Here is a 17359-nt window from a genome sequence, read left to right as displayed (position 1 = left end):
ACTCGGCGTCGGGTGGCCCGGTTGTCCGGGGCCCGGGAGCGGCGCGGTGCCGCGGTGCCGGAAAAGGCAGAAGCGGCCGGTCCTGCCCCCGAGGCAGATCCGGCCGCTTGCCGCTCGTCCTTGCAGACGACTACTTCACGGGTTCCGGTTCCGGGTCCGGCGAGTCCGCCGGTGCGGTGTCGTCCGCGTCGCCGTCGCCGTCGTCGCCCGGGTCGGCCGGGGTCTTCACCGAGTCGAGCAGCAGCTGGGCCACGTCGACGACCTGGAGGGACTCCTTGGCCTTGCCCTCGCCCTTCTTGCCGTTGACCGAGTCGGAGAGCATGACCAGGCAGAACGGGCAGGCGGTGGAGACGATGTCCGGGTTGAGGGACAGGGCCTCGTCGACGCGCTCGGTGTTGATGCGCTTGCCGATCCGCTCCTCCATCCACATGCGGGCGCCGCCGGCGCCGCAGCAGAAGCCGCGCTCCTTGTGGCGGTGCATCTCCTGCTGGCGCAGGCCGGGCACCTTGTCCATGATCTCGCGCGGGGGCGTGTAGACCTTGTTGTGGCGGCCCAGGTAGCAGGGGTCGTGGTACGTGATCAGGCCCTCGACCGGGGTCACCGGGATCAGCTTGCCCTCGTCCACCAGGTGCTGGAGCAGCTGGGTGTGGTGGATGACCTCGAACTCGCCGCCGAGCTGCGGGTACTCGTTCGCGATGGTGTTGAAGCAGTGCGGGCAGGTGGCGACGATCTTCTTGGCGGCCTTCGGCTTCTTGGTGGACTCGTCCACCTCCCCGTCGTCGTCGAGGGACTCCCCGAAGGCCATGTTCAGCATGGCCACGTTCTCCTGGCCGAGCTGCTGGAACAGGGGCTCGTTGCCCAGGCGCCGGGCGGAGTCACCGGTGCACTTCTCGTCCCCGCCCATGATCGCGAACTTGACGCCCGCGATGTGGAGCAGCTCGGCGAAGGCCTTGGTGGTCTTCTTGGCGCGGTCCTCCAGGGCGCCGGCGCAGCCGACCCAGTACAGGTAGTCGACCTCGGTGAGGTCCTCGATGTCCTTGCCGACGATCGGGATCTCGAAGTCGACCTCCTTGGTCCACTCGACGCGCTGCTTCTTGGCCAGGCCCCAGGGGTTGCCCTTCTTCTCCAGGTTCTTGAGCATCGTGCCCGCCTCGGACGGGAACGAGGACTCGATCATCACCTGGTAGCGGCGCATGTCGACGATGTGGTCGATGTGCTCGATGTCGACCGGGCACTGCTCGACGCAGGCGCCGCAGGTGGTGCAGGACCACAGCACGTCCGGGTCGATGACGCCGTTGTCCTCCAGCGTGCCGACCAGGGGACGCTCGGCCTCGGCCAGCGCGGCGGCCGGGACGTCCTTCAGCTGCTCCTCGGAGGCCTTCTCCTCGCCCTCCATGGTCTTGCCGCCGCCGGCCAGCAGGTACGGGGCCTTGGCGTGCGCGTGGTCGCGCAGCGACATGATCAGCAGCTTCGGGGAGAGCGGCTTGCCCGTGTTCCAGGCGGGGCACTGCGACTGGCAGCGGCCGCACTCGGTGCAGGTGGAGAAGTCGAGGATGCCCTTCCAGGAGAACTGCTCGACCTGGGAGACGCCGAAGACGTCGTCCTCGCCCGGGTCCTCGAAGTCGATCGGCTTGCCGCCCGAGGCCATCGGCTGCAGGGCGCCCAGCGCGCTCTCGCCGGTGGCGTTGCGCTTGAACCAGATGTTCGGGAAGCCCAGGAAGCGGTGCCAGGCCACACCCATGTTGGTGTTCAGCGACACCGTGATCATCCAGATCAGCGACGTGCCGATCTTGATCATGGCGGTGAAGTAGATCAGCGCCTGCAGGGTGGGGACGCTCAGCCCGTCGAAGGCCAGGACCAGCGGGTACGAGACGAAGTACGCGGCCTCGTAGTGGTCCACGTGGTGGATCGCGCCCTCCAGTCCGCGGAGGGCGAGGATCGCGAGGCCGATGGTCAGGATGACGTACTCGACGAAGTACGCCTGCCAGGCCTTGGAACCGGCGAAGCGCGACTTGCGGCCCGCGCGGGACGGCAGGTTCAGCAGCCGGATCACGATGAGCACGAGGATGCCGACGACGGTCATCAGGCCGATGAACTCGATGTACATCTCGAAGGGCAGGAATCCGCCCAGGACCGGCAGGGTCCAGTCGGCCTCGAACAGCTGGCCGTACGCCTGTGCGAGCGTCGGCGGCAGCGTCAGGAAGCCGATCGCGACGAACCAGTGGGCGAAGCCCACGATCCCCCAGCGGTTCATCCGGGTATGGCCGAGGAACTCCTTGACCAGGGTGACCGTGCGGGCCTTGGGATCGTCGGTGCGGCTGCCCGCAGGCACGGGCTGACCGAGTCTCACGAACCGGTAGATCTGCGCGACGGCTCGGGCGATGAGCGCAACGCCGACCACGGTCAGGACCAGCGACACGATGATCGCGGCGAGTTGCATTTCGGGGCTCCTCGGGCCTGCGAGGGTGGGGGATCGGCACTTACTAAGCGGTAACTTATTCAGTCCGTGCCGAGCGTACCCACTTATTCCGTCGCACTGTAGCCAGGTGGGCGGTGATCTGCGTCGCTCAGGGCACCCTGAGTGCGAGGCGGGAGCAGGGCCCGCGGCGTGCGCGCCAGGACGGCCAGATCCAGCCCGATCCAATGGTGCTCCACGTAGTGCTGGTCGAGCAGCTCCGGTTCGTCCCAGGGTAGCGTCGAGCGCCTGTGCAACTGGGCGGGGCCGGTGAGGCCGGGGCGGACGGTCTGCCTCCAGGGGGCGGCGGCGCGGGGATCCTCGGGAGCCAGGGCCGCCGGGCCGACCAGGGACATCTCGCCGGTGACGACATGGGGCAGCCGGGAGAGCAGATCCAGCCGCCAGCGGCGGGTGCGCAGCGAGCGGACGGTGAAGGGGTACCCGTGGAGCCCCGTCCTGAGCTCCCGCGCGACGATGCCGCCGGGCCGGCGGCGCAGGGCGAGGGAGCAGGCCGCGGCGGCCAGCAGTGGTGCGGCGAGGACGAGCAGCAGTGTGCCGAGGGCCAGATCGAGAAGGCGTTTGGGGTCGGGGGGGCGCACGGTCGGCGCCCATGGGGCCGGACGCGTGGGGCCTGTTGCTCCGGCCGGTTCCGCCGGTCCCGCCGATCGCACCGACTGCACGGGGCGCAAGGCACTCACCTGACCGTTCTGTCTTTTCTCGGTCGATACCTGGTGGTTTCTGTCCAGTCAGACGCGTCTATGAACCTTTCGCGTGCTTTGCAGAACGATGGCACGGTGGGTGTGACGGGGTGTGCAGGCCGCGCCGGGCGGGCAGGGGAAGGGGGGTGGCATCATAGTTGAGTCGACTCGACTCAGGTCTGTTGACGTCGTGGGGTGGGTGATGCATCCTTGAGCCAGTTCCACTCAAGTCCACTGGAGGAATCGAAATGGCACGTGCGGTCGGCATCGACCTGGGCACGACTAACTCCGTCGTCAGCGTTCTGGAGGGCGGTGAGCCCACCGTCATCACCAACGCCGAGGGCGCCAGGACCACGCCGTCCGTCGTCGCCTTCGCCAAGAACGGTGAGGTGCTCGTCGGCGAGGTCGCGAAGCGTCAGGCAGTGACCAACGTGGACCGGACGATCCGCTCGGTGAAGCGCCACATGGGCACCGACTGGGCGATCGAGCTGGACGGGAAGAACTTCAACCCGCAGCAGATCTCCGCGTTCATCCTGCAGAAGCTGAAGCGGGACGCCGAGTCGTACCTGGGCGAGAAGGTCACGGACGCCGTCATCACCGTCCCGGCGTACTTCAACGACTCCGAGCGCCAGGCCACCAAGGAGGCCGGTGAGATCGCGGGTCTGAACGTCCTGCGCATCGTCAACGAGCCGACCGCCGCCGCGCTGGCGTACGGCCTCGACAAGGACGACCAGACGATCCTCGTCTTCGACCTCGGTGGCGGTACCTTCGACGTCTCGCTGCTGGAGATCGGCGACGGCGTCGTCGAGGTGAAGGCCACCAACGGCGACAACCACCTCGGTGGCGACGACTGGGACCAGCGCGTCGTCGACTACCTGGTGAAGCAGTTCGCGGGCGGTCACGGCGTCGACCTGTCCAAGGACAAGATGGCTCTCCAGCGTCTCCGCGAGGCCGCGGAGAAGGCGAAGATCGAGCTGTCGTCCTCCACCGAGACGACGATCAACCTGCCCTACATCACGGCGTCCGCCGAGGGCCCGCTGCACCTGGACGAGAAGCTCACGCGCGCCCAGTTCCAGCAGCTGACCTCGGACCTGCTGGAGCGCTGCAAGACACCGTTCCACAACGTGATCAAGGACGCGGGCATCCAGCTGTCCGAGATCGACCACGTGGTCCTCGTCGGCGGCTCCACCCGCATGCCGGCCGTCGCCGAGCTCGTCAAGGAGCTGACCGGCGGCAAGGAGGCCAACAAGGGCGTGAACCCGGACGAGGTCGTGGCCATCGGCGCCACCCTCCAGGCCGGTGTCCTCAAGGGTGAGGTCAAGGACGTCCTGCTCCTCGACGTGACCCCGCTGTCCCTCGGCATCGAGACCAAGGGCGGCATCATGACCAAGCTCATCGAGCGCAACACGACGATTCCGACGAAGCGCTCGGAGATCTTCACGACGGCCGAGGACAACCAGCCGTCCGTGCAGATCCAGGTCTACCAGGGCGAGCGCGAGATCGCGGCGTACAACAAGAAGCTCGGCATGTTCGAGCTGACCGGCCTCCCGCCGGCCCCGCGCGGCGTCCCGCAGATCGAGGTCTCCTTCGACATCGACGCCAACGGCATCATGCACGTGACCGCCAAGGACCTGGGCACGGGCAAGGAGCAGAAGATGACCGTCACCGGCGGTTCCTCGCTGCCGAAGGACGAGGTCGACCGGATGCGCCAGGAGGCCGAGCAGTACGCGGAGGAGGACCACCGCCGCCGCGAGGCCGCCGAGACCCGGAACCAGGCCGAGCAGCTCGTCTACCAGACCGAGAAGTTCCTCAAGGACAACGAGGACAAGGTCCCCGGTGAGATCAAGACCGAGGTCGAGACGGCGGTGAACGAGCTCAAGGAGAAGCTGAAGGGCGAGTCCGCCGAGGGCGACAACACGGCGGAGATCCGCACCGCCACCGAGAAGGTCGCGGCGGTCTCCCAGAAGCTCGGCCAGGCCATGTACGCCGACGCCCAGGGCCAGCAGGCCGCGGGCGGCGCGGATGCCGGTGCCTCCCAGGCGAAGGCCGACGACGACGTCGTCGACGCCGAGATCGTGGACGACGAGAAGGACCAGAAGGGTGGCGCTGCCTGATGACGGAGGAGACCCCGGGTTTCGAGGAGAAGCCCGACGTCCCCTCCGGCGCCACTCCCGATGACGCGGCGCAGGCCGCCGCCCCCTCCGCGGACGAGGGGGCGGCCCAGGCCGGGGACGCAGCACAGACGGCCCGCACGGCCGCCGACGCGGGCCTGACGGCCCAACTGGACCAGGTCCGGACCGCGCTCAACGAGCGCACGCTGGACCTGCAGCGGCTGCAGGCCGAGTACCAGAACTACCGCCGTCGGGTGGAGCGGGACCGGATCACGGTCAAGGAGATCGCGGTCGCGCAGCTCCTGACCGAGCTCCTGCCGGTGCTCGACGACATCGGCCGGGCCCGTGAGCACGGCGAACTGGTCGGCGGCTTCAAGTCGGTGGCGGAATCGCTGGAGACCGTCGCCGCCAAGATGGGGCTGCAGCAGTTCGGCAAGGAGGGCGAGCCCTTCGACCCGACGGTCCACGAGGCCCTGATGCACAGCTACGCGCCGGACGTCACCGAGACGACCTGCGTGGCGATCCTGCAGCCGGGCTACCGGATCGGCGAGCGGACCATCCGGCCGGCGCGGGTCGCGGTGGCCGAGCCGCAGCCGGGGGCCCAGCCCAAGGAGCAGGCGGCCGAGCAGGCGACGGACGAGGAGAGCGGTGGCCCGGACGAGGGCTGACGCAGACGGCAGGCACCGGAAGGAGGGACGTCGATGAGCACGAAGGACTTCGTCGAGAAGGACTACTACAAGGTCCTCGGCGTCCCCAAGGACGCCACCGACGCGGAGATCAAGAAGGCGTACCGGAAGCTCGCGCGCGAGAACCACCCGGACGCCAACAAGGGCGACGCGAAGGCCGAGGAGCGCTTCAAGGAGATCTCCGAGGCCAACGACGTGCTCGGCGACCCCAAGCGGCGCAAGGAGTACGACGAGGCGCGGGCGCTCTTCGGCAACGGTGGTTTCCGGGCCGGTCCCGGAGCCGGAGGAACGTTCAACTTCGACCTGGGCGACCTCTTCGGGGGCGCCCAGGCCGGGGGCGCCGGCGCCGGCGGCTTCGGCGGTGGACTCGGGGACGTCTTCGGCGGCCTGTTCAACCGCGGGGCCGGTACGGGGCCCCGTACCCAGCCGCGCCGCGGCCAGGACATCGAGTCCGAGGTGACGCTCAGCTTCACCGAGGCGGTGGACGGGGCCACGGTCCCGTTGCGGATGTCCAGCCAGCAGCCCTGCAAGGCCTGTTCGGGCACCGGCGACAAGAACGGCACGCCCCGGGTGTGCCCGACCTGCGTCGGCACCGGCCAGGTCTCGCGCGGCGGCAGCGGGTCCTTCTCGCTGACCGACCCGTGCGTGGACTGCAAGGGCCGCGGGCTGATCGCCGAGAACCCCTGCGAGGTCTGCCACGGCAGCGGTCGCGCCAAGTCGTCCCGGACCATGCAGGTCCGCATCCCCGCCGGGGTGAGCGACGGCCAGCGGATCCGGCTGCGAGGCAAGGGCGCACCGGGCGAGCGCGGCGGACCGGCCGGCGATCTGTACGTGGTGGTCCACGTCGGGGAGCACCCGGTCTTCGGGCGCAGGGGCGACAACCTCACCGTCACGGTGCCGGTCTCCTTCACGGAGGCCGCGCTCGGCGGCGAGGTGAAGGTCCCGACCCTCGGCGGGCCTCCGGTCACCCTGAAACTGCCCGCGGGTACGCCGAACGGCCGTACGATGCGGGCCCGCGGCAAGGGCGCCGTCCGCAAGGACGGCACCCGGGGCGATCTGCTGGTCACGGTTGAGGTCTCGGTGCCCACGGAACTCGGCGACGAGGCGCGTGAGGCACTGGAGGCGTACCGCAAGGCGACTGAGGGTCACGACCCGCGGGCAGAACTGTTCCAGGCTGCGAAGGGAGCATGACGCGATGGACGGCCGACGTCGACAGCCCGGATTCGGTGGCAGGGCCTATGAACTGACCGAAGAGACGCCGGTGTACGTCATCTCGGTGGCGGCTCAGCTGTCCGGGCTGCACCCGCAGACCCTTCGACAGTACGACCGCCTCGGTCTGGTCTCCCCGGACCGCACGGCGGGGCGCGGCAGGCGCTATTCGGCGCGGGACATCGAACTGCTCCGCCAGGTCCAGTCCCTGTCCCAGGACGAGGGCATCAACCTGGCCGGAATCAAACGCATCATCGAGCTGGAGAACCAGGTGGCGGCGCTGCAGGCCAAGGTCGCGGAGCTGTCCGCGGCGGTCGAGGGCGCCGCGCTGGCCATGCAGCAGCGGGAGGCCCAGGTGCACGCGTCGTACCGGCGCGATCTGGTGCCCTACCAGGACGTGCAGCACACGAGCGCGTTGGTGGTGTGGCGGCCGAAGCGGGACGGCTGAGCGTTCCCGCCGGGCCGTGGCGCACGGGAGTCGGCGGAGGGACCGGGAGGTGTGGACCTCCCGGTCCCTCCTCACGTCCGCTCCGGGCCGCGGACCCGGCGGGGGCGGAGCACGGAGGCTCGTACGCCCTCCCGGATCCCGGGACCGCTGTGGGCCGGTCCAGGTGTCGGCTCGCCCGTCGGGTCGAGCCGGACTCCCGTGAGCGGGCCGCCAGGCGGTGGCCCCGACGAAGGCGTGTACGCGGGAGGGGCCGCGCGGCAGCGGCCCCCGCCGGGCGCGATCCGTGCCGGCCCGCCGTGGTCGTTCCCCCGCCTTACCGGCGTTCCCGGACCGCGATGCAACGTGCACCGGCAACAGGCTGAGCTCCACGGCGAGCGTCGGGAGGGCCGGGTCACGGGTGCCCACCGTGATGTGCGGCCGCGGTTTCCTTGCCGAGGGAGCGGACGATGCGCACCGACGGAAGGCCGGATCCGGCCACTTCGACGACGCCCGCGGTGCGGTCGAGCCGGACGGCGGGGCCGGAGTCGGTCCGGTCCGTGCTCAGTGATCCTGCTCCAGGATGCCGGACTGGGCGATGAGATAGCCGAGTTGGGCCCGCGAGCCGCTGCCGAGGGCGGAGGCGAGCTTGGCGATGTGGGTGCGGCACGTGCGGACGTTCATCCCGAGACGGCGGGCGATGGCCTCGTCCACGTGGCCCTCGACGAGGAGTTTCGCGATGGAGCGCTGGACGCCGCTGACGCCGTCCGGCTCGGGGGCGTACGCGACGACCTGGTCGTCCCAGGCGACGCCGTGGAGCCAGAACTGCTCGAAGACCCCGACGAGGTACTGCACGAGACCCTCGTGGCGCAGCTCCAGGGCGACCCTGCGGTCGCTGCGAGCCGGGATGAAGGCCACCTTGCGGTCGACGATGATGAGCCGGTCGATGATCTCCTCGAGGGTGCGGAACTCAGCGCCGTAGGGGGCGACCCGCTCCACGTAGGCCATGGTGGCCGGGTGGTGACGGGCCGTGTGCTGGTACAGCGTGCGCATCGAGACGCCCCGGTCGACGAGCATCCCCACGCGCCGCAGCCCCTCCTGGAGGGTGGCCGGCCGGCGGCCGCTGCCCGGCTGCACCGTCAGCAGTTCCTCCCGGCACTCCGCGATGACCCGGTCCAGCGTCGCGTTGATGAGGTGGAGTCCCTCGAGGACGGTGATCGCATGTGTCGTGGACGGATCGTGTGCGTTCAGCGTCATGAATGGCTCGAACGTCTCCGCCAGTGAGATGGTGAGTCGTCTCCGCTCCTGGATCTCCCGCTCTATGGGGTGCATCAGCTGGTGCAGGGCGACGGACGGCGGAACCGGACGAAGCCACTCGGTGTCGTCGGGGTCGGGGCGCAACATGCCCAGATCCATGAGGCACGGGGCGTCGGTCACCTCCGACCGGGCTATGCGGCCACTGCGCAGAGCGGACGCATACAGGTTTTTCCCGGCCTCGCACAGCTCGTCGTGACTGTGCTTATCTCCCCCATCGCCCTGTTTTGTCTCCATATGCACCCCCCTCAGGGTCCTGAATTACAGGAACATGATGCCTGGCCGCGCTGGTGAAGGCGTTCGGAGTGAGCCATCGTTCTAGACGCGGGGGGAGGTAGTGATTAATAGAGGTGGAGATCGGCCATGACCAGGATGGTTCGTGCACTGTGCGCTATAGCCGTTGCGGCTGCTCTCGGCGGTCTCGCGGCGAGCGGTGAGCCGACGTGGGAGTCGGCGCCGACGACGGTGACCGCGTCTCCGGGCGAACCCACTTGGGAGAGCGCGCCGGCGGACGCGGACGCATGAGCATGCCCCCGGACGATCGTGTCTTCCGGCGGGAGATGGCGACCGCTTACCGATCCGGGTGGCACTTCATCGATCTCGTCACGGCAATCCCCCACCGTGGCGACTCGCTGATGGTCACCCTCTTCGGGGAACCGATCGTCGTCGCCCGCGAGGACGACGAGGACGTCCGCGCCTACCGGTGCCTTCGCCGGCCCCGCGGGGCCCCACGCCCCGTCCGCTGTGCCATCCGGTACGGCATGATCTTCGTCAATCTCGACCAGCGTGACCACCAGCTGGTCGAGCGCGAGACCACCACCGCCACCCCCCGCAGTGCCTGAGCGATTCCCCCGTCGTTCAAGATCGCTCAGGCGCTTCCCCCACACAGCGGCGCCATCGTGGACCTGAAACACGATGGCGCCGCTGTGCTGTGCGCGGAAACGCGGCGGCGCCGCCGTGCCGTGCGCGTGCGGCGGACGCGCGCCCGCTAGGCCCGGCCCATCGCGCGGGTCAGGGCGATCTCGATGACCACGCGGTCCGGGTTCGGTGACGGCGTGCGGCCGTAGCGCTCCGCGTAGCGGGCGACCGCGTCGGCGACGGCCTCCGGGTCCGTGCGGACGGTGGCGCGGCCCTCGAGCGTGGCCCAGCGGCCCTTGTCCACCTGACAGACCGCGACGGCGGCCCCCTCGGGTCCGGCGGCCAGCACATTGGCGACCTTGCGGCTGTTCTTGTTGGTGATCACCCGGGCGACGCCCTTCCCCCCGCCCCCCGGGTCGTACGTGACACCCACCGCCACGACGTGCGGAGTGCCGTCGGGGCGGGGAGTGGTGAGCGTGCACATGTGGTACTCGCGCCAGAAGCCGAGAAAGGACTCGTGGGGGTGGCTGGGGTCGATGGCCATGCCCCGGAACCTACCCGGGGGACTGCGCGTCGACGAATCGGGGGAGGAGGGGAGACCTGGAGATACTTGAGCGGAACCGACTCAACTTTGTGTACCGTAGATGAGTCAGGGCGATACGCAGTCGAGGCGAGGAGGAGAAGCCGCACGTGGACGCCGAGCTGACCAACAGGAGCCGGGACGCGCTGAGTGCCGCGACCACCCGGGCCGTGTCCGAGGGACACGCGGACCTGACCCCCGCGCATCTGCTGCTGGCGCTGCTCGCGGGCCAGGACAACGAGAACATCACCGACCTGCTGGCGGCCGCCGACGCCGACCAGGCCGCGGTACGGTCGGGAGCGGAGCGGGTCCTCGCGGACCTGCCCAGCGTGACGGGATCGACCGTCGCGCCGCCGCAGCCCAACCGCGAGCTGCTCGCGGTCATCGCCGACGCCGACCGGAGGGCCAAGGAGCTCGGGGACGAGTACCTCTCCACCGAGCACCTCCTCATCGGCGTCGCGGCCAAGGGCGGACGGGCCGCCGAGGTGCTCTCCGGGGAGGGCGCCACCGCGAGGAAGCTGCAGGAAGCGTTCGAGAAGGCACGAGGAGGGCGCCGGGTGACCACGCCCGACCCCGAGGGTCAGTACAAGGCCCTGGAGAAGTTCGGCACCGACTTCACGGCCGCGGCCAGGGAGGGCAAGCTCGACCCCGTCATCGGCCGCGACCAGGAGATCCGCCGGGTCGTCCAGGTGCTCTCCCGCCGCACCAAGAACAACCCCGTGCTGATCGGCGAGCCCGGCGTCGGCAAGACCGCCGTCGTCGAGGGACTCGCCCAGCGCATCGTGAAGGGCGACGTACCGGAGTCCCTCCGCGACAAGCGGCTGGTCGCCCTCGACCTCGGCGCCATGGTCGCCGGCGCCAAGTACCGCGGCGAGTTCGAGGAGCGGCTCAAGACCGTCCTCTCCGAGATCAAGGAGAGCGAGGGCCAGATCATCACCTTCATCGACGAGCTGCACACCGTCGTGGGCGCGGGTGCCGGCGGCGACTCCGCCATGGACGCCGGCAACATGCTGAAGCCGATGCTCGCCCGCGGCGAGCTGCGCATGGTCGGTGCCACGACCCTCGACGAGTACCGCGAGCGGATCGAGAAGGACCCGGCGCTGGAGCGCCGCTTCCAGCAGGTGCTGGTCGCCGAGCCCACGGTCGAGGACACCATCGCCATCCTCCGCGGCCTCAAGGGCCGCTACGAGGCCCACCACAAGGTGCAGATCGCGGACAGTGCCCTGGTGGCCGCCGCGACGCTCTCCGACCGCTACATCACCTCCCGCTTCCTGCCCGACAAGGCCATCGACCTCGTCGACGAGTCCGCCTCCCGGCTGCGGATGGAGATCGACTCGTCCCCGGTCGAGATCGACGAGCTGCAGCGCTCCGTCGACCGGCTGCGCATGGAGGAACTCGCGCTCTCCAAGGAGACCGACGAGGCGAGCGTCCAGCGGCTGGAGAAGCTCCGCCGCGACCTCGCCGACAAGGAGGAGGAGCTGCGCGGGCTGACGGCGCGCTGGGAGAAGGAGAAGCAGTCCCTCAACCGCGTCGGCGAGCTCAAGGAGAAGCTCGACGATCTCCGCGGCCAGGCCGAGCGGGCCCAGCGCGACGGCGACTTCGACACCGCGTCCAAGCTGCTGTACGGGGAGATCCCCGCGCTGGAGCGGGAGCTGGAGGCCGCCAGCGAGGCCGAGGCCCGACAGGAGGCCGCCAAGGACACCATGGTCAAGGAGGAGGTCGGCCCGGACGACATCGCCGATGTCGTCGCCTCCTGGACCGGCATCCCGGCCGGACGGCTGCTGGAGGGCGAGACGCAGAAGCTGCTGCGGATGGAGCAGGAACTGGGCAGGCGGCTGATCGGCCAGACCGAGGCCGTGCAGGCCGTGTCCGACGCCGTACGCCGCTCCCGGGCCGGAGTCGCCGATCCCGACCGTCCCACCGGCTCGTTCCTCTTCCTCGGCCCGACCGGCGTCGGCAAGACCGAGCTGGCCAAGGCACTCGCGGACTTCCTCTTCGACGACGAGCGCGCCATGGTCCGCATCGACATGTCGGAGTACGGCGAGAAGCACAGCGTGGCGCGGCTCGTCGGTGCCCCGCCCGGGTACGTGGGCTACGAGGAGGGCGGCCAGCTCACCGAGGCGGTCCGCCGCCGCCCGTACAGCGTGGTGCTGCTCGACGAGGTGGAGAAGGCCCACCCCGAGGTCTTCGACGTCCTGCTGCAGGTCCTCGACGACGGCCGGCTGACCGACGGGCAGGGCCGGACGGTGGACTTCCGCAACACCATCCTGATCCTGACCTCCAACCTCGGCAGCCAGTACCTGGTGGAGCCGCTGACCGGCGCGGAGGAGAAGAAGCAGCAGGTCCTGGAGGTCGTACGGGCCTCGTTCAAGCCGGAGTTCCTGAACCGGCTGGACGATCTCGTCGTCTTCTCGGCCCTGGACAAGGAGGAGCTGGCGCACATCGCCGAGCTCCAGATCGCACGGCTCGCCAAGCGGCTCGCCGAACGCCGGCTCACCCTGGACGTCACCCCGGAGGCCCTGGAGTGGCTGGCCGACGAGGGCAACGACCCGGCCTACGGTGCGCGGCCGCTTCGCCGGCTGGTCCAGACGGCGATCGGCGACCGGCTCGCCAAGGAGATCCTCGCCGGAGAGGTGAAGGACGGCGACACGGTCCGCGTCGACCGCGCGGACGGCGGCCTGATCGTGGGTCCGGCACAGTGAGCCACGCCCGGGTGGGGTTGCCAGCCCCCGCCCGGGATGGGGGAGGATGGCCGTATCCGTACGAAGGGAAACACCCGGTGAGCATCGACCCGTCCTCGATTCCGAACTTCGGGGGCCAGCCCCAACCTCAGGCCGCGTCAGGACCGGCGGGCCCGGTCGTCCCCGACCAGGACCTGGTCAAGCAGCTCCTCGACCAGATGGAGCTGAAGTACGTCGTCGACGACGAGGGTGACCTCGCGGCGCCGTGGGAGGAGTTCCGCACGTACTTCATGTTCCGCGGCGAGAACGAGCAGCAGGTCTTCTCGGTGCGGACGTTCTACGACCGTCCCCACGCGGTCGAGGACAAGGCCCAGGTCCTCGACGCCGTCGACGACTGGAACCGCCGCACGCTGTGGCCGAAGGTCTACACGCACACCCACGAGGAGGAGGGGCAGCCCACGACCGTCCGCCTCATCGGCGAGGCCCAGATGCTGATCGGCACGGGCGTCAGCCTCGAGCACTTCGTCTCGTCGACGGTCAGCTGGGTGCGCGCGGCCATCGAGTTCGACAAGTGGCTGGTGGAGCAGCTCGGCCTCACCCCGGCCGGGGAGTCGGCGGACGAGAAGCCCGCCGACGGCGCCTGAGCGGACCGGCGGTCCGAGCGCCCCGACGAACAAGGGCACGGCGGTGGTGGGTGCACCCCCGCGGGGTTCACAGCGCCGTCGGTGCGACGGTCAGGTACGTCCCGTAGCAGAACGAGAGCCCGGCCAGGGCGACGATCACCGTGATCGCCGCCCTGGGCCGGGCTCTTGTCAGTGCGGCGGCCAGCGGCAGCAGCAGCGGGAAGGCCGGCAGCAGAAAGCGCGGCTTGGACTCGAAGAAGCCGGAACCGCCGACCGTGATCAGCACCAGCACCCCCGTGTACACCAGCAGCGGCAGCGGCGGCCGGTCCAGTACGAAGAGGGCGAAGAGCAGGACGCCGGCCCCCGCGATCACCAGCGCCATCGGGAAACCGAAGAACGTCGGTGCGGTCACCATGCTGCGGATGACCTTCAGGGATCCGAGGCCCATGTCGAAGCGCGAGGTCCAGCCGCTCTGCACGGCGAAGTAGCCGCCGAGCACATCGCCCTTGCGCACCCCGACCCACAGCACGTAGCCCAGCCAGCCGGCGGGCGCCAGCGCGGCGGCGGCCCAGACGGGCGCCCGGCCGCCCCTCGTGGCCCGCCGCCTCCACAGCTCGCAGCCGGCCACCACGCAGACGGCCGCGGCGACCGCGATGCCGTTGGGCCGGGTCAGCCCGGCGAGCCCGGCCAGCGTTCCGGCCCACAGCCAGCGGCCGGTCACCAGCGCGTACAGCGACCAGGCGGCGAACGCCGTGAGCAGCGGCTCGGTGTAGGCCATGGACAGGACGACCGCGTGCGGCAGCAGCCCCCACAGCAGCACGACGAGGGTCGCGAGCCCGCGGCCGTGGAGCCGCTCGACGACCGCGTAGATGCCCCATGCCGCCAGGCCCGCCGCGGCCCACGACAGCGCCAGTCCCGCGGTGCCTCCCGTGACCGGCAGCACGGACGTGACGGCCCGGATCAGTCCCGGGTAGAGCGGGAAGAAGGCGAGGTCGGACTGGACGGCCCCGTCCGGCCAGTACACCGTGCGGCCGTAGCCGTTCGCGGCGATGCCGATGTACCACTTGGAGTCCCACGAGGTGGCGAGCAGCGCCCGCGGCGACCGGCCGACGTGCCACGCCCACAGGGCCACCACGACCGTGCCGGTCAGCCGCGCGGCCGCGAACAGTCCCAGGGCGGGGGCCGCCCGGTGGAGCGCCGCGCGCGGGCGGGAAAGGGACCGGTCGTCGGCGGACGCTGCCTTGTCGAAGGTCTCGGCGAACAGGGGGCACCTCCGTGCGCGCGGGTGCGGTCACCCCGACCTTCGGCGGTGCGCGCGCGGTGCGCGACCGCTGGCAGCCGCCCGGGTGGATCGCCCGCACGGGCGGGTCGGACACGCGTGTCGCCGTGACAGCGGACGGCCCGGACGCTAGGGCCGTCCCGCAGGGATTGCGGGGCAGCCCTCGGGGCGGGTTCCGAGGGGTTCGACCTCGACGAACCGCGCCCGGATCCCGAGGCGGACGCCCGCTGACGAGGGAGCCCGAGCCGGCGGGTGGGACGGCGCCGAGGAGCCGCCGCGGGCCCGGGGTCCGCACGCTACGAGCGAGCCGGGCGGCGTGAGTTCAGGGCGCGAGCCCCTTCAGTCGGGAGACGGCCTCCTCCAGGACGTCGGCGCTCTTGCAGAACGCGAATCGCACGGACGGCGCCCCGGCGTCCCTATGTCGTGCGGCAGGCCCCGCTGCGGATCTCCGGCACCGGCGGTGAGCGGGCCGCACCACCTGTACGGACCGGTCTGCGGGCCGTACCGCCGGGCTCGGTGACGCGGCACTGTCCGTCGTATCCTGACCACACACGGGAAGGAGCCGTCCATGAGCGTCGACGCGATCGTGCACACCGAGTTCCCCAAGGGGTACACGGTCCTGTTCGGGGCCGACGGAAAGGTGATCATGACCCCGCAGAGCGAAGAGCACTCCAGCACCATCAGGTCGATGCAGATCGACTCCGCTCTCGCCCTCGGCCGTCACGCGAAGGTCACCTCCGATGTCTACATCGACTTCCCCGCCGACGAGAACTCCGCCCCCGACCTCGCGATCCTGCGCGAGGACGCACGCAAGGAAGGCAAGCGCTACAGCTTCGAGGACGTCCTGCTGATCTCCGAGGTCGTCTCGACCTCCTCCGCACGCAAGGACTACGACGACTGCACCGCGAAGTACGGCCGCTACGGCATCCCGATCTACCTGGTCGTGGACCCCTACGCCCAGGAAGTCGTCCTCCACACCCAGCCGACCGCCACCGGTTACATCGCCGCACACACCCACAAGTACGGCACGGGCAAACTCCCCATCCCCCTGGCCGACGGCCGCACGTTCACCCTTGACCTCGACGAACTCCCGCGCCCGGATCCCGAGGCGGACGCCCGCTGACGAGGGAGCCCGAGCCGGCGGGTGGCTCGGACGGCGCCGAGGAGCCGCCGCGGGCCCGGGGTCCGCACGCTACGAGCGAGCCGGGCGGCGTGAGTTCAGGGCGCGAGCCCCTTCAGTCGGGAGACGGCCTCCTCCAGGACGTCGGCGCTCTTGCAGAACGCGAATCGCACGAACGGCGCCCCGGCGTCCCTGTGGTCGTAGAAGACCGCGTTGGGGATCGCCACGACCCCGCAGCGCTCCGGCAGGGCGCGGCAGAACGCGAAGCCGTCCGACTCCCCGAGCGGCCGGATGTCGGTGGTGACGAAGTACGTCCCGGCGGGCCGGTACACCTCGAAGCCGGCCGCCGCGAGTCCCGAGCTCAGCAGGTCCCGCTTGGCCCTCAGGTCCTCCCGCAGCCCGTCGAAGTACGCGGCCGGGAGCGCGAGCGCCTCGGCGACCGCGTACTGGAACGGGCCCGACGAGACGTACGTGAGGAACTGCTTGGCCGAGCGGACCGCCGTGACCAGCGGCGCCGCGGCGGTCACCCAGCCGACCTTCCAGCCGGTGAACGAGAACGTCTTGCCCGCCGAGCCGATGGTCACGGTGCGCCCGCGCATCCCCGGGAAGGTCGCGACCGGCGTGTGCTCGCCCTCGAAGACCAGGTGTTCGTACACCTCGTCGGTGACGACCAGCAGATCGCGCTCGACCGCCAGTTCCGCGACGGCCGCGAGTTCGTCACGGGTGAGGACGGTGCCGGTCGGGTTGTGGGGGGTGTTCAGCAGGATGACGCGGGTGCGGTCGGTGACGGCGTCGCGCAGTTCGTCCAGGTCCAGCGCGTAGGCCCCGTCCCGGGGCCGGAGGGTGACGGGCACGCGGGTACCGCCCGCCATGGCGATGCAGGCGGCGTACGAGTCGTAGTACGGCTCCAGGGCGATCACCTCGTCGCCGGGTTCGACGAGGGCGAGCAGCGAGGCCGCGATCGCCTCGGTGGCGCCGGCGGTGACCAGCACCTCGGTGTCGGGGTCGTACCCGAGGCCGTACCGGTCCCGCTGGTGGGCGGCGATCGCGGTGCGCAGCTCGGGCACGCCGGGGCCGGGTGGGTACTGGTTGCCGCGGCCGTCGCGCAGCGCGCGCACCGCCGCCTCCCGCACCACCTCGGGGCCGTCGGTGTCCGGGAAGCCCTGGCCGAGGTTGATGGAGCCGGTGCGCACGGCCAGCGCGGACATCTCGGCGAAGATCGTCGTCCCGAACTCGGCGAGGCGGCGGTTGAGCAGCGGCCGGGGGCCCGGTGCACGTCCTGGAGCTGTCATGCCGGCCATCCTGCGCGGAACCTCTGGAC

Annotated in this window: 14 protein-coding genes and 1 pseudogene; 8 read left to right on the top strand and 7 right to left on the bottom strand. The window is 70.5% G+C overall.

Going from position 1 to position 17359, the window contains the following annotated elements; genetic code table 11:
* Positions 1 to 130: 130 nt before the first annotated feature.
* Both O7595_RS15465 and O7595_RS15460 read right to left on the bottom strand, forming a co-directional pair.
* Positions 131 to 2440 (bottom strand): (Fe-S)-binding protein, encoded by a 2310-nt coding sequence (locus O7595_RS15465; RefSeq protein WP_269729272.1) that lies wholly within the window; start codon positions 2438 to 2440, stop codon positions 131 to 133.
* An 83-nt stretch (positions 2441 to 2523) separates the two neighbouring features.
* On the bottom strand, positions 2524 to 3054 hold the full coding sequence (locus O7595_RS15460) for a sugar transferase (RefSeq protein WP_269729271.1): 531 nt from the start codon (positions 3052 to 3054) through the stop codon (positions 2524 to 2526).
* Between the two features lie 347 nt (positions 3055 to 3401).
* On the opposite strand from O7595_RS15460, the gene dnaK reads away from it, so the two are divergent.
* Genes dnaK through O7595_RS15440 form a run of 4 tightly spaced genes read left to right on the top strand, consistent with a single transcriptional unit; the run spans position 3402 to position 7607 of the window.
* Positions 3402 to 5267, top strand: a complete 1866-nt coding sequence (dnaK, locus tag O7595_RS15455; protein ID WP_269729270.1) for a molecular chaperone DnaK — start codon at positions 3402 to 3404, stop codon at positions 5265 to 5267.
* Positions 5267 to 5932 carry a nucleotide exchange factor GrpE gene (gene grpE / locus O7595_RS15450; RefSeq protein ID WP_269729269.1) on the top strand — a complete coding sequence of 222 codons (666 nt, stop codon included), beginning with the start codon at positions 5267 to 5269 and terminating at the stop codon, positions 5930 to 5932. The genes dnaK and grpE overlap by 1 nt, the downstream gene beginning before the upstream one ends.
* 33 nt (positions 5933 to 5965) lie before the next feature.
* On the top strand, positions 5966 to 7141 hold the full coding sequence (gene dnaJ, locus O7595_RS15445; protein WP_269729268.1) for a molecular chaperone DnaJ: 1176 nt from the start codon (positions 5966 to 5968) through the stop codon (positions 7139 to 7141).
* A gap of 4 nt (positions 7142 to 7145) precedes the next feature.
* On the top strand, positions 7146 to 7607 hold the full coding sequence (locus O7595_RS15440) for a heat shock protein transcriptional repressor HspR (protein ID WP_269729267.1): 462 nt from the start codon (positions 7146 to 7148) through the stop codon (positions 7605 to 7607).
* A 540-nt stretch (positions 7608 to 8147) separates the two neighbouring features.
* Here O7595_RS15440 and O7595_RS15435 read toward each other — a convergent pair.
* Positions 8148 to 8999 (bottom strand): helix-turn-helix transcriptional regulator, encoded by an 852-nt coding sequence (locus O7595_RS15435; protein ID WP_269732499.1) that lies wholly within the window; start codon positions 8997 to 8999, stop codon positions 8148 to 8150.
* 419 nt (positions 9000 to 9418) lie between these two features.
* Here O7595_RS15435 and O7595_RS15430 point away from each other — a divergent pair, with 419 nt between their 5' ends.
* Positions 9419 to 9739 (top strand): (2Fe-2S)-binding protein, encoded by a 321-nt coding sequence (locus O7595_RS15430; RefSeq protein WP_138054021.1) that lies wholly within the window; start codon positions 9419 to 9421, stop codon positions 9737 to 9739.
* 146 nt (positions 9740 to 9885) lie between these two features.
* Here the strand turns inward: O7595_RS15430 and O7595_RS15425 are convergent, their stop codons facing one another.
* A complete protein-coding gene (locus O7595_RS15425) occupies positions 9886 to 10299 on the bottom strand; it encodes a pyridoxamine 5'-phosphate oxidase family protein (RefSeq protein WP_269729266.1) in 414 nt (137 codons plus the stop codon).
* A gap of 146 nt (positions 10300 to 10445) precedes the next feature.
* Here O7595_RS15425 and clpB point away from each other — a divergent pair, with 146 nt between their 5' ends.
* Entirely contained in the window at positions 10446 to 13037 is a 2592-nt protein-coding gene (gene clpB, locus O7595_RS15420) for an ATP-dependent chaperone ClpB (RefSeq protein ID WP_269729265.1), read from the top strand.
* 77 nt (positions 13038 to 13114) lie between these two features.
* Positions 13115 to 13660, top strand: a complete 546-nt coding sequence (locus O7595_RS15415; protein ID WP_269729264.1) for a YbjN domain-containing protein — start codon at positions 13115 to 13117, stop codon at positions 13658 to 13660.
* Positions 13661 to 13727: 67 nt separating this feature from the next.
* Here the strand turns inward: O7595_RS15415 and O7595_RS15410 are convergent, their stop codons facing one another.
* Positions 13728 to 14903, bottom strand: a complete 1176-nt coding sequence (locus O7595_RS15410; protein WP_269732498.1) for a hypothetical protein — start codon at positions 14901 to 14903, stop codon at positions 13728 to 13730.
* Positions 14904 to 15240: 337 nt separating this feature from the next.
* Positions 15241 to 15339, bottom strand: a pseudogene (locus O7595_RS33855) (aminotransferase class I/II-fold pyridoxal phosphate-dependent enzyme); the annotation flags it as partial.
* Between the two features lie 147 nt (positions 15340 to 15486).
* On the opposite strand from O7595_RS33855, the gene O7595_RS15405 reads away from it, so the two are divergent.
* Positions 15487 to 16041 carry a Uma2 family endonuclease gene (locus tag O7595_RS15405; protein ID WP_269729263.1) on the top strand — a complete coding sequence of 185 codons (555 nt, stop codon included), beginning with the start codon at positions 15487 to 15489 and terminating at the stop codon, positions 16039 to 16041.
* A gap of 95 nt (positions 16042 to 16136) precedes the next feature.
* Here O7595_RS15405 and O7595_RS15400 read toward each other — a convergent pair whose 3' ends face one another.
* Entirely contained in the window at positions 16137 to 17330 is a 1194-nt protein-coding gene (locus tag O7595_RS15400; RefSeq protein ID WP_269729262.1) for a pyridoxal phosphate-dependent aminotransferase, read from the bottom strand.
* Between the last annotated feature and the right edge of the window lie 29 nt (positions 17331 to 17359).

This window comes from Streptomyces sp. WMMC940 (assembly GCF_027460265.1).
Taxonomy (GTDB): Bacteria; Actinomycetota; Actinomycetes; order Streptomycetales; family Streptomycetaceae; genus Streptomyces.
Note: the sequence above shows the minus strand (reverse complement) of the source record. Positions and strands in the feature narration are given on the sequence as shown.